At 49.7% G+C, this 18,978-nt stretch carries 19 protein-coding genes and 1 pseudogene; 8 read left to right on the top strand and 12 right to left on the bottom strand.

Annotation, left to right across the window (positions count from 1 at the left end):
* Positions 1–25 precede the first annotated feature (25 nt).
* Positions 26–970: a LysR family transcriptional regulator gene (locus tag ACZ1GS_RS06160; RefSeq protein ID WP_472697609.1), complete on the bottom strand. Its 945-nt coding sequence runs from the start codon at positions 968–970 to the stop codon at positions 26–28.
* A gap of 140 nt (positions 971–1,110) precedes the next feature.
* Here ACZ1GS_RS06160 and ACZ1GS_RS06155 point away from each other — a divergent pair, with 140 nt between their 5' ends.
* The 4 genes from ACZ1GS_RS06155 (at position 1,111) to ACZ1GS_RS06140 (ending at position 5,059) form a co-directional block, all read left to right on the top strand.
* The gene (locus ACZ1GS_RS06155; protein WP_472697608.1) at positions 1,111–1,587 is read left to right on the top strand and encodes a nuclear transport factor 2 family protein; all 477 of its coding nucleotides are present in this window, start codon (positions 1,111–1,113) and stop codon (positions 1,585–1,587) included.
* 25 nt (positions 1,588–1,612) lie between these two features.
* A complete protein-coding gene (locus ACZ1GS_RS06150) occupies positions 1,613–2,236 on the top strand; it encodes a glutathione S-transferase family protein (RefSeq protein WP_472697607.1) in 624 nt (207 codons plus the stop codon).
* Positions 2,237–2,293: 57 nt separating this feature from the next.
* Positions 2,294–3,802 carry an FAD-binding oxidoreductase gene (locus tag ACZ1GS_RS06145; protein ID WP_472697606.1) on the top strand — a complete coding sequence of 503 codons (1,509 nt, stop codon included), beginning with the start codon at positions 2,294–2,296 and terminating at the stop codon, positions 3,800–3,802.
* Between the two features lie 666 nt (positions 3,803–4,468).
* Positions 4,469–5,059 carry an IS110 family transposase gene (locus ACZ1GS_RS06140; protein WP_472697605.1) on the top strand — a complete coding sequence of 197 codons (591 nt, stop codon included), beginning with the start codon at positions 4,469–4,471 and terminating at the stop codon, positions 5,057–5,059.
* A gap of 764 nt (positions 5,060–5,823) precedes the next feature.
* Here ACZ1GS_RS06140 and ACZ1GS_RS06135 read toward each other — a convergent pair.
* The 5 genes from ACZ1GS_RS06135 to ACZ1GS_RS06115 form a co-directional block, all read right to left on the bottom strand.
* Positions 5,824–5,961: a hypothetical protein gene (locus ACZ1GS_RS06135; RefSeq protein WP_472698076.1), complete on the bottom strand. Its 138-nt coding sequence runs from the start codon at positions 5,959–5,961 to the stop codon at positions 5,824–5,826.
* 167 nt (positions 5,962–6,128) lie between these two features.
* A complete protein-coding gene (locus ACZ1GS_RS06130; RefSeq protein WP_472697604.1) occupies positions 6,129–7,148 on the bottom strand; it encodes a 4Fe-4S dicluster domain-containing protein in 1,020 nt (339 codons plus the stop codon).
* Between the two features lie 43 nt (positions 7,149–7,191).
* Entirely contained in the window at positions 7,192–8,259 is a 1,068-nt protein-coding gene (locus tag ACZ1GS_RS06125) for a maleylacetate reductase (RefSeq protein WP_472697603.1), read from the bottom strand.
* Positions 8,256–8,957, bottom strand: a complete 702-nt coding sequence (locus ACZ1GS_RS06120) for a dienelactone hydrolase family protein (RefSeq protein ID WP_472697602.1) — start codon at positions 8,955–8,957, stop codon at positions 8,256–8,258. Before ACZ1GS_RS06120 ends, ACZ1GS_RS06125 begins: the two co-directional genes overlap by 4 nt.
* Positions 8,958–8,987: 30 nt before the next feature.
* Complete coding sequence (locus tag ACZ1GS_RS06115) at positions 8,988–9,740, bottom strand: dioxygenase family protein (RefSeq protein ID WP_472697601.1); 753 nt, start codon at positions 9,738–9,740, stop codon at positions 8,988–8,990.
* 454 nt (positions 9,741–10,194) lie between these two features.
* Between ACZ1GS_RS06115 and ACZ1GS_RS06110 the strand changes: the two genes are divergently transcribed.
* From ACZ1GS_RS06110 to ACZ1GS_RS06095, 4 genes are all read left to right on the top strand, one after another.
* Positions 10,195–11,403 (top strand): MFS transporter, encoded by a 1,209-nt coding sequence (locus ACZ1GS_RS06110; protein WP_472697600.1) that lies wholly within the window; start codon positions 10,195–10,197, stop codon positions 11,401–11,403.
* Positions 11,404–11,700: 297 nt separating this feature from the next.
* Positions 11,701–12,813 carry an NAD(P)/FAD-dependent oxidoreductase gene (locus ACZ1GS_RS06105; RefSeq protein WP_472697599.1) on the top strand — a complete coding sequence of 371 codons (1,113 nt, stop codon included), beginning with the start codon at positions 11,701–11,703 and terminating at the stop codon, positions 12,811–12,813.
* Between the two features lie 67 nt (positions 12,814–12,880).
* Positions 12,881–13,405 (top strand): carboxymuconolactone decarboxylase family protein, encoded by a 525-nt coding sequence (locus ACZ1GS_RS06100; RefSeq protein WP_472698075.1) that lies wholly within the window; start codon positions 12,881–12,883, stop codon positions 13,403–13,405.
* Positions 13,406–13,549: 144 nt separating this feature from the next.
* Complete coding sequence (locus tag ACZ1GS_RS06095) at positions 13,550–13,873, top strand: 2Fe-2S iron-sulfur cluster-binding protein (protein ID WP_472697598.1); 324 nt, start codon at positions 13,550–13,552, stop codon at positions 13,871–13,873.
* A gap of 75 nt (positions 13,874–13,948) precedes the next feature.
* Here the strand turns inward: ACZ1GS_RS06095 and ACZ1GS_RS06090 are convergent, their stop codons facing one another.
* The 6 genes and pseudogenes from ACZ1GS_RS06090 to ACZ1GS_RS06065 all read right to left on the bottom strand — a co-directional run bounded on the left by ACZ1GS_RS06090 (position 13,949) and on the right by ACZ1GS_RS06065 (position 18,972).
* Positions 13,949–14,293, bottom strand: a complete 345-nt coding sequence (locus tag ACZ1GS_RS06090; RefSeq protein ID WP_472697597.1) for a hypothetical protein — start codon at positions 14,291–14,293, stop codon at positions 13,949–13,951.
* An 80-nt stretch (positions 14,294–14,373) separates the two neighbouring features.
* Positions 14,374–15,519 carry a muconate/chloromuconate family cycloisomerase gene (locus ACZ1GS_RS06085; RefSeq protein ID WP_472697596.1) on the bottom strand — a complete coding sequence of 382 codons (1,146 nt, stop codon included), beginning with the start codon at positions 15,517–15,519 and terminating at the stop codon, positions 14,374–14,376.
* Positions 15,516–16,478 (bottom strand): PDR/VanB family oxidoreductase, encoded by a 963-nt coding sequence (locus ACZ1GS_RS06080; protein WP_472697595.1) that lies wholly within the window; start codon positions 16,476–16,478, stop codon positions 15,516–15,518. The genes ACZ1GS_RS06085 and ACZ1GS_RS06080 overlap by 4 nt, the downstream gene beginning before the upstream one ends.
* Positions 16,468–17,222, bottom strand: a pseudogene (locus ACZ1GS_RS06075) (SDR family NAD(P)-dependent oxidoreductase). Before ACZ1GS_RS06075 ends, ACZ1GS_RS06080 begins: the two are co-directional and overlap by 11 nt.
* Entirely contained in the window at positions 17,219–17,698 is a 480-nt protein-coding gene (locus tag ACZ1GS_RS06070; RefSeq protein WP_472697594.1) for an aromatic-ring-hydroxylating dioxygenase subunit beta, read from the bottom strand. Before ACZ1GS_RS06070 ends, ACZ1GS_RS06075 begins: the two are co-directional and overlap by 4 nt.
* A complete protein-coding gene (locus ACZ1GS_RS06065) occupies positions 17,695–18,972 on the bottom strand; it encodes an aromatic ring-hydroxylating oxygenase subunit alpha (RefSeq protein ID WP_472697593.1) in 1,278 nt (425 codons plus the stop codon). Before ACZ1GS_RS06065 ends, ACZ1GS_RS06070 begins: the two co-directional genes overlap by 4 nt.
* Positions 18,973–18,978 lie beyond the last annotated feature (6 nt).

Below are 18,978 nucleotides of genomic sequence, written 5' to 3'. Positions count from 1 at the left end.
CCCAAGCTCTTATTAATGCTGGCCATCACGTCCGTGCCTTCACGCGCTCTTCCGCGGGTGCAAACCGCTGGAAAGCTGCTGGCGTTAATGTCGCCCTAAGCCGGTCTTTCGCGAGTTCAACGAATGTCCGTATTTTTGCCGGGGCTCGCCGTCCCTCAACATGCACGAGATGTATCGGTAGAGGGGCAGGTTCGTAGTCTTCAAGAACTGCTTGCAATGCACCAGACTGAAGGTCTGGACCAACCTGATAGGACAGGACGCGGCATATCCCCCAACTGCGTTTTACGACCGAAATCGCAGTGGCAACACTGCTGACTGTTAAACGCGGTTTGACACGGACAATGTCTTGCATGTCATGTCCAAAGCGCCATTCGGTTGTTGGGCTGACAGGTGATGCAGATACGATCTGGTGTTTTTGCAATTCCGCTGGAGTTTTTGGCATCCCGTGTGCTTCAAAGTAACCTGGGGCTCCGCATACAATACGGCGGACTTGTCCGACACGAACGGCAGCGAGGCCAGAAGATGGTAACTCGCCAATGCGCACCGCTAAGTCAAAACCTTCTTCGACCATGTTTATAATCCGGTCTACCATAAGCACATCCGCGCTTACGGATGGGTAACGATCCAAGAACTCGGTCAGGATCGGGGCCACATATATACGCCCGAATTCGTTGGAACAGGTGATCCGAAGCTGTCCAATCGGGTTGGTTGCGGCCCCATTGGCGGCATCGTCGGCTGCCTGCATCTGTGCCAGAACATGCCGCGCATCTTCCAGATAGGCCTGACCGACCTCTGTCAGGCGGACGCTGCGCGTGGTGCGGGTGAAAAGCCTTGTGCCGAGCCGCGCTTCCAGCGCGTTGACTCCGCGGGTCGCTGAAGGCGCGCTAAGCCCGATCTTGCGGGCACCACCAGCAAAGCTCTCAGCCTCGGCAACCGCAATAAATACTTCGAGACTCTGAAGCCGGTCCATTTCTCTGATCTCCCAGATAATAGTCATTACACAAAATAATGAGTTTCATACTTAGCGTATTAATTCGTTTGTTGCGATGACTTATTAGACCTTAAAGCGCAAATAAGCGCTCCGAGATGCACAAACGAAAGGGCCCAGAAATGACTACAGAGCCACCGCGTCAACCCCTTCCACCGTTCAGTAAAGCGACTGCTGTCGAAAAGGTCCGTCTGGCCGAGGATGGCTGGAATGGGCGTGAACCCTCAAAGGTGGCTTTGGCCTACACTCCGGACAGCAAGTGGCGGAATCGGACCGAATTTCCCCAAGGGCGCGCCGAGATCGAAGAATTTCTGACACGCAAATGGAACAAGGAACTCGACTACCGCCTGATCAAGGAGCTTTGGGCTTATACCGACAATCGTATCGCAGTGCGCTACGCCTACGAATATCATGACGACAGCGGCAACTGGTTCCGGGCGTATGGCAACGAGAACTGGGAGTTCGACGAGAACGGTTTCATGGCAAACCGTCACGCCTCGATCAACGAAAAACCGATTACCGAAGAGGAACGCAAGTTCCACTGGTCGCTTGGCCACCGCCCTGATGATCACCCGGGTCTGAGCGACCTTGGCCTTTAACTCAAGACAAGAACAGGAACATCCAATGACACCGATCAAACTCTACCGAAACCCGAAATCCGGTCACTGCCACCGTGTTGAGCTGATGCTCGCGCTGCTGGACCTGCCTTACGAGACCATTGATTTGGACATGTCCAATGGGGCGCACAAAGCGCCTGACTATCTGAAAATCAGCCCCTTTGGCCTAGTCCCCGCCATCGACGATAGCGGATACACGCTCGCAGACTCAAACGCGATCCTCGTGTATCTTGTCCAGAACTACGCCAAAGGATCTGACTGGATGCCTGAAGATCCAAAAACAGCTGCTGAAGTACAGCGGTGGCTGACTGTGGCGGCGGACAATATCTATTCCGGGCCCTGTGCGGCTCGACTGGTGAAAGTCTTTGGTGCGCCGCTCAATCACGAGGTTGCGGTGGCCGAAGCCCATGCCCTTTTCAAAATCATGGAGGCGCATCTGGAAGGCAGAAACTGGCTTGCAGCCGATACGATCACCATCGCCGATGTCGCAGGCTACAGCTATATCGCTCACGCACCAGAAGGTGGGGTCGACTTATCGCCGTACCCAAATATTCGTGACTGGCTCGCACGCATCGAGGCTGAACCTACGTTTGTCGGAATGGCAACGTCGCCAATTCCTGAATTGGCATAGGTCGACGGGGCGGCGTTTCAACGGCGCCCCGTAAGCACATATCGAAAGGTTCCTGATATGGCGAAAGTGATTGCTGAAAACCCCTTTCACTCCGGCGAGCTTGAGGCTCAGGCCCGCGCTGGCGTAGGAGACGTGGCGCAATGGGCCGGCGGGTTCATTCGCGACTATTTGCCGGAACAACACCGCGACTTCCACACGTCACTGCCGTTTCTTGTGATCTCGGGGGCGGATGCAGATGGCCGCACCTGGGTGACGCTGGTGGACGGGGAAGAAGAGTTTATCCAGTCGCCCGATAATCGGTCACTGACGTTGGACACGCATATCGACGACCAACATCCATTGGCGGAAGCGTTTAATTCAGGGACTGAAGTCGGCGTCATCGGGATCGAACTGGCCTCTCGGCGACGCAACAGGTTTAGCGGGCGTGTTCACAAGACGACCAAGGGGTACGCAATCGATATCCGCCAGACGTTCGGCAATTGCCCGCAATACATCCAAGAACGCGCCTGGAGGCGGGTATCCCGTGAAACGGTTTTGCCTGCTGTGGTTAGCAGACAATTGTCACCTTCGCAGATTGCTTTGATCCAGAAGGCCGATACGATGTTCATCGGTTCAGGTCACCAGGAAGGCGATGACGCTCCCTCGCGCGGTTACGACGCTTCGCATCGAGGCGGCGCACCGGGCTTCGTGCATGTCTCGGACCGTGGCCATATACGAATTCCTGACTATGCCGGGAACAATTTTTTCAACACCATCGGCAATTTGATCACCGACCCGCATGTCGGTCTGGTCTTTGTTGACTTCGAAACGGGTAGCCTGCTGCATATCTCCGGGCACGCGACGGTAGACTGGCAACCGAACAATACCCACGACCCGGACGCATCGCGTATAATCAACGTTGAAATTGACGCGGTCATCGAACGCCCCGAGGCGGTTGCGCTGCGGTGGGCGAAACAGGATCACCTGTCGCGCCGTCTCACGGTCGTCCGGCGCGAGAAAGAAGCGCAGGACATTACATCGTTCTACCTCGCTGCAGCGGATGGCAAGCCGCTAGAGCCGTTTGAAGCCGGTCAGCACCTGCCGGTCGAGGTGCAGATCCCAGGACAGGTTGGGACATCGAAACGCAGCTATTCCCTCTCTAGCGCGCCAGATGCCACCGACAGCTATCGTCTAAGCATCAAGCACGAAGACAAGGGTCTTGTGTCCAGCTTTTTCCATGCCGAAATCCGTGAAGGAAGTGTGATCGATGCCTCCAGTCCCTCAGGTGATTTTGTCATCCCCTGCAGCAAATGTCCGTTGGTTCTGGTTAGTGCCGGTGTCGGACTAACGCCGATGGTGTCCATGCTGCACGCCTCCTTGTCGGATGAGAGCCCACGGCCAGTATGGTTCATCCATGGAGCAAGGAACGGCACCGAACACGCCTTGCGTCATGAAGTGAAACAGCTGATTGCGCGCCATCCCAGCGCACAACAGAAGGTGTTCTACAGCCGCCCCGACGATAACAATATTGCGAGTGTTGACTACGACATAGGGGGAGGGTCACAGTCCAGACCTTACTCGAATTGAATGCAGGCTCTGACGCGCAGTACATGCTTTGCGGCCCGGCCAAATTCCTGTCCGACATCAAAATTGGGCTTGAAACCGCCGGTGTAGCAGCTGAAAGAATCCATTTTGAAACCTTTGGGCCGACGGGATGATTACAAAGCTTCTCTAAAGAAATCACGGCTTGGCGGGACATGTACGAGGCGTGAAGAGGCCATCCGGCAGTCTGTTTGGATACGAAGAACCTGTTGCCATGTTAGATAATCGCAAGCGGCGCGTCATCGTTTTTACTGCGATAGCTGGTGGAGTATCTGGTGAAAGGCGATACGCCCTTTATAAAAACTCAATCATATCCTCATGGGCGACATAGAGTGCTGCGATCTCGGCATTGGCAAAAGTGCCGATGCGAAGAGGAGATCAACGACGATTGGATACATATTGGTCGTTCAATTGCGCCGCTTGCACAAGTGTTTCGTTCGGATCGAGAAATGTGAATTTCAACTGCCCTCAATCGTCTGTTACGAACCTTGCCTAAGATTCGTTCATATTTGTTTGTCGGCTATTGCGCACTTGGCCGACATGATGCTTGCGCCCGCAATATCCCGAAAACATGCGTAGTTGGCGGAACAGATTATGCGTCGAGTTCCCGTTAGATTGTTGATTCTTACCAACAACTGAAGGGATAGGAAGATGGGATATTATTTAGGACTGGATGTGGCGCTGCGTTCTGTTGCGCTTTGTGTGATTGATAGTACCGGTGAGATTGTTCTGGAACGGGCGCTGGCTTGTGAAGTGGGCGAGATTGCAAAGTATCTTCACAGCTTTGGCAAACCGATAGACCGGATTGGCTTTGAAGCAGGTACGATGAGCCAGACCTTCTTCCATGGATTAAAGGCCGCTGGCTATGATGTTGTGTGCATGGAAGCCCGGCATGTTAGTGCCGCTCTGTCGGCGATGCGCAACAAGACGGATCGGAATGATGCACGCGGTATTGCTCAGGTGGTTCGTTCTGGCTGGTATCGCGTAGTGCATATGAAGAGCACTGAGAGCCATCATATCCGCACCCTTCTAACGAGCCGCAAGGCATTGCTGAGCCGCTGCATCGATCTGGAGAATGAGATGCGTGGCCTGCTCAAGGTGTTTGGCATCCGATTGCCATCCACGCTGGCACACCATCGCTTTGCTGAGACGGTCAGGCCGATCATCGAAGCAGAGGAAGCCTTGGCCTTTGGGCTGTTAACCTTCGCTCCGCTCGAGTTCACGCTGTTGCCACAATTATAAAGGGACCGTCTCGAGAAAAAACAAGTTCATAGGTGAACAGCATCTTAGCTGGCCCTTTCCCGCGATCTTAACGCTGAACCGCATTCGCACCTTTTTTTGCTTCTGGACTCAAAAAAATGTTTCAGAAAATCTAGTCATAAATTATACTTAAACCTGCAAGCCGGCGGGTGGTCGGAAGCTTACTGCCAAAAATCATATTTACCTTCGGCAAAGTCCAATTCGCCAGATCATATCAAGAACTGTTTACTTTTTATGCCTGCGTAGGACAGTATCACAAATTCCCAGTATTCTGACTTTGTTGATTGAGTTTTACCGTCGATTAGCCTTTGTATTTTATGATGGTTCAATCCAATTGGTGGCTTTTTAGTTGTATGCTCGAGCAATCCTTCAGCCCCTACACCGGTTCTTTTGACTTCCAACATTAAGTGCTTCCTCAAAGTTGTAGTAACCTTGATCCGATATTCTTGTCTAATTTCCACTGGAAACCTCCAAGTTGATTGCTATCAGTCCGACAATTTATGTCATTCAAAACTGATACCTGATTCAAATTTTTTGACTAATCGAAGCGTATCCGGTCCAATTTTATTGCGGATAAACTTGATGAACTTGTATTTCTCAAAGCGCAAAAAATTCGACCCTGATTCTTCAGTTTTCTTATTTTTCGAATTCCGCCTATCGGAATGATCCTTCGAGTTCGGGAAAATCACGAACCCATCGGCGTGTATCACTATTTCAAAGTTATTTTTCATGGGAACTCCTCTCTTTCATAACCCGGCATCCGTTTTCTTTGATCGAACCGTCTCAGAAAGAAATGAAGCCGAAGAGTAAGAGGACACACAATAGGGAACCATATAGGTCAAAATAAGTTTCCAAATCGGTGGGAATTGTCCTTTTGCAATCATGTCACCTTGATTGATCGCAATCAAAATTGTTCCCACTATAATTGCTACCCTTAAGGCCCTACTCATGACCATAGGTGATAATAGGGCACGGCGGAACAACAGAGAACCACTGGATGTGAGATCATTATTGGAAATAGCTGGTCTTCCTTATCATTGCATCGAAAGGCTCAAAGCCTTGAAGTATAGAAGCCTTCATCAACCCCTTCGTTCAGCTTTTTTCGTTTAGCCATTTTTGTGATTAAGGTGTCCGCCACACCTGGTCTCGTCCAAGGACAAACAGCGATGCAGATTCCACAACCGGAATTTTCAGCAAAAAAAGGAATACACTTGTCGAAATCCACATAATATTTTTCGACTCCTCTCACCATTTGTTTGTCGTCCGATATCGCGCCTGGAGGGCATCCTTTTGTGCACACCTGACAATTTGTGCAGAAATCGTCAGCACCGAAATGATCTTCCTGGGTAAATACCAAGGGCATATCGGTTGTTACAGCGGCCAGCCTAAAGCCGGATCCAAGTGATCGGTTGATTATGGATCCATGCTTTCCCAATTCGCCAAAGCCAGCGTCCAGAGATGGTGGAACGAGCAATAATGCTGCTGCCCGCGGCCCTGGGTAGGCATGAGCGTTAAATCCCTGGCTTCGTATCCAATTGGCCAATGCAAATGATGACCGAGTACCGCGAGCATATTGCTGTGCTATATCCATTGTACCAGCATTATTTTCCGGCGTGCTGGGCAGTTGCTTGAGCTGGTCATAGTCGTGCGCAAAACCTAAGGTAATTACATAGGGTTCCTCAATTTCAAAACCCTCAATGATGTAATGATCCTGCATCGGAACAGCGCCAAACAAATCCGCCTCGTTTTCAATAGCGAATTTTTTTGCATCTGCGGTCCATTGCTCCGCTGATTTATCTTCATGCTCTTGAGCTATTTCTGCCAAAAGTGGATGATCGTTGGCTGCTTCAAAAACAACCCGAGCTTCAGGATCAGCTCGCACTGATTTCGCAGCAAACTCGGCAAGTGAGCCAAATGGATGAAGATCAGCCGGATGCCAAAATGAGGGCGACGCACGCCTTTTTTCGGTCTCTCCCAATCCGTTTAGTTCATTGCCTGAAGCATTCGGCCGGATGGCTAGAAACTCCTTCGATGGATGATATTCACTTTTTTTGGCCTTTGTTCTTGCCATTTTCCTCTCCTAGTGGCGAACCAACTTCAAGGTTCGCCACCTATTATGGTTTTGTCCCTGCCCATGCAGAATTGATCACATCACGAATTGTCGCTTTATCGAATGGGCGCGGATTGTAGTATGGATTGCGGAGAGCCAATTCAGCAGCCCGGTCTATCCCGTCTTCCAGCATGCCGAGGTCCTTAAGCGCTGTCGCTGCGCCCCCATCGTTTGCAATGTCCCACATGGTCGCTGCAGGATTTTCCGATTGGGTGGCACGTTTCAATCGGTCCATGGCGTCCAAAGCAGTCGGCAGGTTAAACGCGAGGACATGAGGCAAAACAATTGCATGCGTTTCTGCATGCGGCAAATCAAAGGAACCGCCCAGGACATGACATAGCTTATGATGCAGCGCGACACCGCCATTACCCAGACAAATTGCGCACAACCAAGCACCGTAAAGAGCGTTGTAGCGCACCTCTTTTTCAGCCTCTGAATTGCTGTGGACATCTGGCAATTTGGGCAATGCCTGACAAAGCCTTCGCACGCCTTCTTCGGCCAATTGGCTCAGCACAGGATTGCTTTGCTGCGCATACATCGCCTCGGCAGCATGAGCGATAGCATTTAATCCACTCGTAATGCTCACCGATTTTGGTAGAGATGCTGTTAAGTCCACATCATAAATTACCGATTCCGGCAAAACTTTGGGCGAGTTAACGGTCGTTTTTACCCCATCTTCGGTTTGCCCCAGAATTGCGGTCATTTCCGACCCGGCATAAGTCGTCGGAATGGCGATATGGTCGGCATCAGTTTGCAACGCAACGGCCTTACCCAATCCGATGGCAGACCCTCCGCCAATGGAGATTATCCCGTCAGCATCATTCGCGCGAAAAAATTCAACCGCCTCCTGGGTAATTTTCACAGGTGTATGCACTGTCGCGCGATCAAAAACGCCTGCACCATCATTTGGCAGATAGCTAACGATCAGATCACCTAACGAGCGATGACGGGGCGTCGTAAAAATGATAGGGCGACTGATATTGAGCAGAAGCAACTGTTCACCCACCCGCGAAACAGTGCCGGATCCAAACAAGACATTTGAAGGCAGGCTATTGTAAACGAAGCTTTTCATGCTAAGGCTGCGGCATCAACCTGCGACAGCGCATTCGTTGCCACTGCCAATTCTTTCGGGTTTTTGCTATCCAGCAGGGGAAGGAAATTGTGGCCAACGCCTTCATATACCGTCAACGACATGGCTGGCGATTGCGAGGCTACTGCGCGCAGTTTAGTAATATTCTCTGGGCCAACCACGGTATCATCTTTGCCCATCAACATCGTGAAAGGCTGGGTAACGTCAGGCAGATAATCAAAAGGCACCGGCAGCGGATCCTGATTCTCCATGCCTTGCGGAAAACCATAGAGACCGACTAATCCCGTGTCTAGACCGCGGCGGGCCAGCTCAAACACATACAGACCGCCAAGGCAAAAGCCAATGACGCAGGTAACGTTACTTTCCACGGCAAATTCCTGGAAATCATCTAAGAAACTTTTGTCGTTAACCGTATGACGGCGAGCGAATGCAGCATCACGCGTATTTTCAGGTAGCGGACCATAATGATGGAATGTATCAATGAGGAGGGCTTGTGCATCTTTTTGAGCAAAGCGTGTTGCTATGCCGTGATAAAACGGATTGCAGCCGTAAATATCTGGTAATATCGCAATCTTTTGCTTTGCCGCACTATTGCCGTAGGCATAGCCTGTTACTTGACGTTCAAATAGAGTGGATTCGCCAGCTTCTGGGAAAGCATCAATTGCTGCACCGTGACACATATATTTTTCCTAACGGTTGACGGTGTTTATCTAGGCCGTTTTCTCGATGGTGAAATTGATATTCATAATACGCGCGCCATCCTCAACAACTTCAGGAATAACAAACTCATCCGATAACATACCGCTACAACAATCGTCACCAACCCAATCACCACCTTCGAAATAGGCCTGTGTGATCAGTTCATTGTATCCATCTTTCCGGATACGGAAATGCACATGTGCAGGACGCCAGCAATGGCCGCCCATTGCCTCTAAAAGCGCGCTGGAAGGACCGGGGTTTGGAAGTTGATAAGGCACAGGAACCGTGGAGGAAGCTTGGTAGTTGCCATTTTCGTCTGACTTTATTCGGCCCCGATAATATTCGACCGGAATATTGTCATGAATTCCAGAATATTTTCCATCCGGAGTTGAGGACCATATCCACAAATCTGCATTTGGCACAGGATTACCTTCCGGCGTTTTCACTTGTCCCTGCAGGACCATTGGCTGGCCATCAAACTCATCCATGGTTTTGACTTTTCCATCGTCGAGAAAAGGAACTTCTTCGATGAAGAAGGGGCCGAGCAGATCGTTGGCTGATCCTTTGCTGGCGCGGTTTACATTCTCGACAATCGTGGTGTTGAAAAACATATCGATCATTAACGGAATTTCCCCCGCCTCTGCCGTCTGCATAATATACCCGATTGCCTCAGAGTATTCCTCCATTGTGACATTTGTATCGCGCAATGCGCCGCGCACACCCTCGACCACTGCATCAACCACAGTCTTTAACCGGCTCTCCATTTCAGATCTCCTCTGCGTAAAGTGCGACGCGCGAAAATACTCCGCGGCAACGCACTATGATTTTGACGCCTGTAGCCATCAACTCAGCGCCGCAAAAACACCAATGGCAATTGGGGCTTTTCTGTTTTGCGGGTCACAGCAGCATAAAGCAGATTTGACATTCAATCATGGTATGGCGACAACAAAAGTTAGCCCCCAGAACGAAATGTCTCATCAGCGCAAAAGGCGGCGGCCATGGCGGACGTGCCACCTCGTTAAATGTGGTTCGCATCTTGCACCAATCACGATTGAAAATATTTCCGAATAACGAACAGTGAATTGCCCAAATTCCGCCAAACACCTATCAAATCAGATATATATCCAATTGATCACAACAGGCTTGGTTGGTGATGGCATAAACAGGCTGGAGCGCCGTATTCAATACCATTGACACTAACATAAAGGCGATTTTGAAATGATCAAAGCTAAAACCAGCGACTCACCGGCTGGGCTCATTTTCGGGGCCTGTATGTTATCTGCAATCGGTATCGCATGTTGGAATCTGTTGCCGGTCATGCTGGGCTCTGCAGCAGATCAATTTGGGTTGAATGATCAACAGCTCGGAATGCTTGGTGCGGCGCTTCTGGCTGGCTGGCTGGGCGCGACCATACCTGCCTATTTTTTCATGCATAAACTGGATCGCAAGCACGTAACGACCGTCGGTGCGTTGGTAGCAGCCGCCGGTTATGGTGCATCGATACATGCGGGCGGAATAAACAGCCTGTTCTCAACCTGGGCTGTGGCCGGGTTTGGAATGGCCTTAGTCTATTGCGTATCGTTTCAACTGGTTGCTGAGCTGAAAGATGTCGAGCGCTCCTTTGGTCTGAAACTGATATTCGAAGTGGGCGGTGCTGCCATTTTATTGTTCATATTCCCGGCATATATCATCAGCTTATGGGGCTATGATGGAAATGGCTGGGGCGTGGCCGTTGTTTATCTCTCGGCAATTTTTTGTCTACGCTGGGTCACTTCAAAAGCACCGCAGCAATCGCAGGAAAAAGCTAACTCTGACAATGGAACAGCAACCGGGAAGATTCGCACATCAACCGAGGCCTGGCTATGTATGGCGGGCTTGCTGATATTCGTGTGCGGGGTGACGGGTCTTTGGGCCTTTCTGGAGAGGATTGGCGTCGACGCAGGAATTAGCGCTCAAAACATTGGGCTGCTCTTGGCGGCATTAAAAATCGTTGGTGGAATGGCCGGCGTCACCATGTATTTTGTCGGTGCAAAATACGGGTTAAGATGGCCTCATATCACCGCTTTCCTGATGATTTTTATCGGCATTGTCTTGCTCAACTATACCGGAACTAGCCTGTTTATGTTCGCAGCGGGCGCGTGGATTTGGGAATTTGGTTTCTCATTGGGCGTCAGCTATCAGTTTGCGGCGATTGCACGATTGGACTCCACCAATAGGCTATTGGTGCTGGTTCCCAGTTGTATTGGCCTGGGTGGGATGATTGGCCCGGCATTCGCAGGCTTTTTAAAAAGCGGAGACAGCTATTTTAATCTTTTCGTGTTCACAACAGTTTTCCCATTTATTTCTGCGGTGATATTCGTTGCCGTTCTGTCAAAAAAGCAGCAACAACTTGGCGATGTAAATCAACCGTTGGCTCAGCCAGGATAGCTCTTGCCGGCCAACGATTTATTCCCAATATCTCCGCTTCGCAAATAGACGGAGATCGCATCAATTCCAGTGATGCGTTTACATGACATCTGGTGCTTTGCAGTCGGCCGAAAAATCGGTGCATTATACCTTTAGGGTGTCCAATTGCCCGAATTTTTTGATGAGAAGACCGCTTGTTAGGATAGAATGTGACCAACAACCGTTCAAATGTAGTTGTGATTGGCGCGGGTCAAGCCGCCGGTCAACTGGTAAAGACGCTTGTAAAAAATTCGCCGGAGAAGCGCATAACATTGATTGGTGAAGAACCATATCAACCCTATCAACGCCCCCCTGTCGAAAAAATTTCTCTCTGGCAGCACCAATAAAAAAAGTTTGGCACTGCAAAATGAAAATTTTTTTGCTGAAAACGGAGTGGATTTTCTGAGGGAAACAAGGGCTGTGTCCATCGATCGCGAACGGCAAGTGGTAACTTTGGAAGATGGTAACCTCGTCGGCTATGGTGTACTAGCCCTGTGTACAGGGACCCGTCCAAGACTGCTGAACATTACCGGTGCCGACCTTCACGGTGTGCATTATTTACGTAGCATTGCTGACGTCGATGCCATCAAATCACAATGGGACAGTGTGAAAAATTTGGTAGTCATAGGCGGCGGTTTTATCGGCCTCGAAGTAGCCGCGATCGCGCAAGCATCTGGCAAGAATACGGTGATAGTGGAGATGCAAGATCGCTTGATGCCGCGGGTGGTAGCTCCGATCGTCTCTGCCTTTTATCAAAAAGAACATGAGCGCTTCGGCGTATCGTTCAGATTGAACAGCAAAGTTGATGAGATAATAGGAGAGAGAGGACAAGTCATCGCAGTTAAAAGCGGAAACGAAACGATTAACGCGGATATGGTGATCGTCGGGATTGGTGTGCTCGCCAATGACGAGCTGGCCGTTGCGGCGGGACTGGAATGCGACAGGGGCATTTGCGTCAATGAATATGCTGAAACATCAGATCCGAAAATCGTTTCTGCCGGGGATTGTACGCGACACCATAATCCAATTCTAAACCAAAGGGTTCGTCTGGAATCAGTACAGAATGCAACTGACCAGGCGACAATTGCAGCGCAGACATTGCTCGGCCAGCGGAACGTTTACTCAAAAGTCCCTTGGTTTTGGTCTGATCAATATGAACATAAGCTGCAGATGGCCGGATTATCCGACGGATATGATGATATTGTTGTTCGCGGCGATATAGACGATGCGAAATTCTCTCTCTTCTATTTCCAAGAAGATCGATTGCTGGCGGTCGATTCAGTCAATCAGGCCTATGATCACATGATGAGTAGAAAATTGCTCTCGTCAAACGGCCCGCTGACGAAAGCACAGGCAGCCGACAGCAGTTTTAACTTGAAAAATGCTCTTTAGTACTGTGCCCGATCATACGATTGTTACCACCTGAACGAGTTAGCTAGGAGATCAACCAGTGGGATATATGTCATTTATCAACGATGCGACCGCTATTGCAAGCGTGTTTGAACATCGTCCGGATCGCTACAGTCATTTCCTGAAAATAGTAAGCAATGTTCTGCAAGGACCATCTGACATTGGTCTTGGCGAACGCGAACTCATTGCCACATTTGTATCGGGTTTAAACCAGTGCCAATATTGCTTTGGCTCTCATGGTGCCTTTGCCGAAGCACACGGAATTGACCCTGCGCTTTTCGATATGTTGCTGGAGGATATCGATTCCGCTCCGATCGAAGACAGGCTCAAACCGATTTTCCATTATGCAAAAAAACTTACGCTAACCCCCTACAAACTGATGGTATCTGATGCCAAATCAGTCTTCAATGCCGGTTGGTCCGAACAAGCCCTTAGCGACGTCGTCGCCATTTGCTGTATCTTTGCATTCGCGAACAGGCTTGTAGATGGTCACGGAATCTCGGGCCAGTCTTTCGAGGCATATCGCGACACGGCTAAAGTCATAAAGCAAAACGGCTATGATATGGGCCCTTGAACACTAGGTAGATGGCCATCAAACATTGTGAACAATGTTGAGTCGCGATGTTTTGCAATCCACCGAATTTTAGAACATTTGCCGTGCCATCAACCGCGTTATTTGCGACAATAGTAACAGTCAAACAGAAAGGTAGAGGGAACCATGCCAGCAGTAAAATATATCGAATTTGACGGAACCGAGCACGATGTTTCAGTACCAATTGGCGACAGTGTAATGCAAGGTGCTGTCAAAAATGGAATTGATGGCATTATTGCAGAATGTGGCGGTGGGTGCGCCTGCGCCACTTGCCATGTTTTTGTTGATCCAGCTTGGATGGAAAAGGTTGGTAAGCCTGGTGAGTTGGAATTAGAGATGCTATCAACTGCGGCCACCGAAATGAACGACAATAGTCGGCTCGGTTGTCAAATTCCTATGACAGAAAAGCTAGATGGTTTGATTGTACGTTTACCCGAAGATCAAGAATAATATTCTATGTCGGGTGCGAACCTGGCCAACCCTTACTGGTGGTTAGCCAATAGGAAGTCGGCAGCACTCTATTCGTTATCGGCCCAACCTTTTGCGATATGTGTTTCGGTTGGAAAGCCGTAGATCAATCGTAACCTGTTCAATATCTGCTAGAAAAGATGACAAGCTGTCGAAGAGCGCGTCGCTCAACTCTTCGCAATCTTCCAAAGATGGGCCATCCATCATGGTGATAGTCGTGTGGACAAAAGGCTGAACATTATCCCCCACACGAAAATACCGAAGCGCAATAGCACGTAACTTAAGATTTTCGAGCGACAGGATTTTTGAGTGTCGCGCAACCTCGATGACATGATCCAATACGGCGTCCATTCTTTCTTCAATATGCGGCAAAGCTGCATATTCCACCATAATGTGCGGCATCGTTACTTCACCTTTTTTTGATATTTGCGATGTAGATTTCCAACATCTGCCCGCTTTTCTAATCCTCTCGTAACTAGTTACTAAACTGGCTTTTCCGATAAGTCTTCTATCCTGCTTTCATCAATGTCTAACCCCAGACCTGGCCCATCGGGAATATGCAGTTCAAAATTCTCATATCGTAAGGGCGCATGCAGATAGTCCTCCGTCATCAACAATGGTCCAAACAACTCAGTGCCCCAGCTGATATCGGGTAAGGTCGACAACAACTGTGCTGATGCGATCGTCCCAATTGCCGATTCCAGCATGGTTCCGCCGTAGAGAGGCAGCCCAAAACCCAAGCCAATGTGAGCCACATTTTTGCAGGCCGTTAGCCCGCCCGCCTGCGCGATTTTTAATGACAATATATCGGCAGCACGGGCCGATGCGATATTAACCGCCGCTTGAACCCCGCCGCGCAAGGCCTCATCCGCCATAATGGCTGCGCCCAACCCGCGTAGTTCGTTGGCCCCGGCCAGATCGCCGCCGGCAATTGGCTGTTCGACCATATCAACTCCCAACTCGCTAAGCGCGGGGATCGCCTGTTTGGCAGTCAAAATATCCCATGCCTGATTAACATCCACGGTCAATCGAGATTGATCGCCAATTGCATCAGCAATAGCAGCGACGTGACTGATGTCTTCGCGCCATGGTTTTCTGCCTACTTTAATCTTAAAAATGTTGTGTTGCCGCGCGTTTAGCTTGGCTTTTGCTTCTTCGATATCATGTTGTGTATCGCCGCTGGCTAACGTCCAGCCAACCGGCACAGAATCTCTTAATCGGGTCCCAAAAAACTCTGATAACGGTAGTCCTGTTACCTTTCCCAGCAGATCATACAGCGCCATTTCCACCGCATTTTTAGCGAAGTAATTCCCTACGATATTTTCGTGAATTTCCCGCATGATAACGGCCGGACGCGCAACAGATCTGCCCGTGACGCGTGCCATGAGATGCTCATCCAGCAAATATTTTATGGTTTCCGCATTTTCGTCAGAATAGGTAAAATCGCCTACCGTTGTCGTTTCTCCGAAACCTGTGGTTCCGTCGGACGCGGTAAGTTTCAAAATTACCAGCCGCCGACACTTTAGCGTATCGACAGACATGATATGCCGCCGCGCAGTTGGGATTTGAACAATCCAACTTTGAGCGCGGTCGATCGTAAGGCCGCGCAGATGATCGGGCTGAATCATATATCGAGCACAAGTTTTGCGCTTTTTGCGCGTGAGCAACAAACAAGGATCATCTCGCCTTCTTCCCGCTCTTCATTAGTTAAATATTGGTCGCGATGATCTACCTCACCCTCAATAACATCAGTAAGGCAAGTTCCACATACGCCCTCTTCGCAGGAGACTTCGACGGTTATTCCAGCATCGACCAATGCGTTAGCGATCGTGTCCCCCTCCCCGACTTCTACTATTTTACCGGACTTCCGGGCTTCTACAACAAAGGCTTCGCCAGACAGGTCAACATCGGCGCCAAAATCTTCCTTATGATACTGATCAGCAGTGTAACCCCGCTCCAGCGCCAATTTAAGGATCCAATCCATAAACCCGCTTGGACCACATGTATAAATATGACGGCCCTGTTCGGGTTCTGGCATATCCTTTTCAGGCTGAAATGCCGGCATGTCATCTGATATGTCGAAATGGATATGAACTTTATCGCTAAATGGCGCATTTTGGAGCTCTTCCGCAAACGCAGCTTTGCTTGGCTCCGTTACACAATAATGCAGATCAAATTCGCGCCCCGCAGCGAAGAGCTCATGCGCCATGGCGATCATGGGCGTAATCCCAATTCCACCGCCTATAAGTAGACAGTGACTCGCGCCACTATCTAAAGGGAACAAATTTCGTGGTTCACTAATTGTCAGTTCGTCGCCAACCGCTATTGTCTCGTGCAATTCGCTCGATCCGCCACGTGAGCTGGGATCTTTCAATATCCCCAACCGATATGCGCTGCGGACGGCAGGGTCGTTGCATAAGGAATATTGGCGCGTAATTTTGTCCGACACTTTAACGTCGATATGTGCGCCTGCATCAAATTTTGGTAAATCAGCGCCATCAAGCGCAACCAATTCCAGTGAAATGATATCAGCTCCGATACAAATTTTTTCGGTTACACGGACATCAATCGAACCACTACCGGACATACAGGCCTCCATTTGCATCGATGGTCGATCCCGTTATCGATGAAGCCGCTGAGGATGCTATCAGAGAAACAATTTTGGCAATAAAAAGAGGATTGCCCAGTTCACCAGTTGGAATATCTTTGATGAGCGCCTCCAAGCGATCTGCTGGAATCATTTCATGAACCAAATCAACATCCAACGGCCCGGGTGAAATGGCATTCACAGTAACACCATGTTGAGCAAGGTCCCTTGCAAAAACCTTTGTGAGGGTAACAATTCCACCTTTGGATGCAGCATAATGAACACCTGTTGCTGCCCCCCATTTTGGGCAGCTAATGATGCTAAATTAATAATACGGCCATAACCACTGTCAGCGAAATACTGTCCGAAAACCTGGCAACCGAAGAAAGTACCCCGCAAGTTAATGTCGGTCACTTCAGAAAATTCTTCGGCTGAAATCTCAAAAACCGGTGTGGTTTTGGTGATGCCGGCATTATTGACCAGAACCCCTACACCTCCCCATTTTTCGCTTGTGGCCGAAAGGGCGTTTTCGAAATCACCTTTCTCTTTCACATTTAGTTTCAAGGCGAACGTCTGACCACCAGCATCTTCTATTCGCTTGGCGACCGCGGATGCGCTTGCTTCATCAACATCGGTTACAGCGACCCGGTAACCCGTTTGTGCTAGCTCGCGGGCGATAACACTGCCAAGCCCACGGCCAGCCCCTGTAACCAAAGCGACATTTTGTGTTGCCTGCTGATTCACATCAAATAGCCCACACCGCCAACAGCATCTTCGCTGTTGATCAACCAAATGACTTTTTTGACAAGCTTTAAGCCATTGTCTGATTTACGCACCGTCACGTCCAAATTCGCCGCCAGTGTCCGCGTTTTATCCCGACGAAATTCCACAAGAATCTGTGATGCCCGAACGTCCAACTCGTCTCCACGATCTTCTCCTACCGTGAAACGTGAAGTTGTGCGGACAGTGTCAGCAGCCGTTAAAGCAGACATAGAATGAACGCTTTTTAGGCGCTCCACGCGCATTTCACGCATCTTTCCATCATCATAAGCATAGTTTAGCCGTTCTGCGAAGTCTTCCTTCCCCTTCTCGATAGGGACAATATAAAGACCGTCTTCAGACCATAGCTTCAGCCATTCGTCATATTGCTGACGATCCAGATATTCCGCTTCTTGCCACATCAGCTCAGCGACTTCTTCTAGTTTGATTTGTGTATTCATGAGCCCATCATCCGTTTCCACATGCCATATGCGGCACGCATTCCAGTTTCGGCGCACACGTCGCCCTTGTTGCTGCCGTCTGGCCCCGCACCATCTCCATCCAAACCGCGATTGAGCATAATCCAAAGATCGTTACCGGCTTGAGAACCGCGTTGAACACGCTCCCACGCTTCCGCATCGTCGGTACTGCCAAAGCCCATCGGACCTTGGAAATGCTCGTGCAATCTCAGACGCGCACGGTTTGCGGCAGCGGGTCCTCCATCCATGGTAAGCGCAATGTGCCGGATTTCAGTTTCGTTCACCGAAATCGGTTGAAGTGCACGGAAAAATGCCATGGAACAGGCGATATTGGGAAACAAATTTACATTGAAACCCGTCCCGCCCACCGCGCGAACGATGCGGCGTACTTCCAATTCCGAATAATCCTTCGACAATTCCTGAGCCAGATTTTCAAACCGGTCCGGAATAGGGGCGTCCAGATTTTCATCCAGATCAACCAGCTCTGGAATCATAACGATGGCGCTGTGACCATTGCCAAGATCTTCAACATACCCATCACCGTCCAAGAAAGTGAACAGATCTTCTGATTGCTCATCCAATGAATTTAGGAATGACTTGTGAACCACTGGAAAGTGGTAAGCATCCGTCGTGTTTTCAAGCTGAATTTTCCAATTTCCTGGGAACCGAAATTTATGTTCACCGCCAGTCGACACCGGGTATCCGCCGCCTTGTTTCATAAACAGATCTATCCAAGGCTTCGCTTTACCCAAGAAACTATCCAAATCCTGAATATCGTCTTTGAAGGTAGCAAAAACCATGCCGTTGTAACTTTCGACGCGTAGGGACACGAGACCATATTCTGATTTATCAAAATCGTCTCCATAACCGTCCTGCATAGGCACACCGCGCAAGGCCCCGTCTTGAGAGTAGCTCCAGCCATGATATGGACAGACAAAGCTATTCGCTTTACCTTTCTTTGCCTCACAAACCGTCGCAGCCCTATGCCGACACCGATTGAGTAAAACATTGATATTGTTTTTGCGATCCCGCGACACAATAACCGGTTCTTTGCCGACCTGCGTAGTCAAAAAATCTCCTGGATTTGGGATTTCACTTTCATGAGCTACCCATATCCAAGTGTTTTTAAATATCCGCTCCATCTCCAGATCAAATAGATCGGGATCGTTATAGAGCGAGGTATGCACACGATCATGTTGGACCAGAGCCTCCAGATCATAGTCTTTTGGCCGACGGTCTATAAGATTAGCTTCCATATCTCT

The sequence above is a fragment of the Parasphingorhabdus sp. W113 genome, from assembly GCF_055693205.1.
Note: the sequence above shows the minus strand (reverse complement) of the source record. Positions and strands in the feature narration are given on the sequence as shown.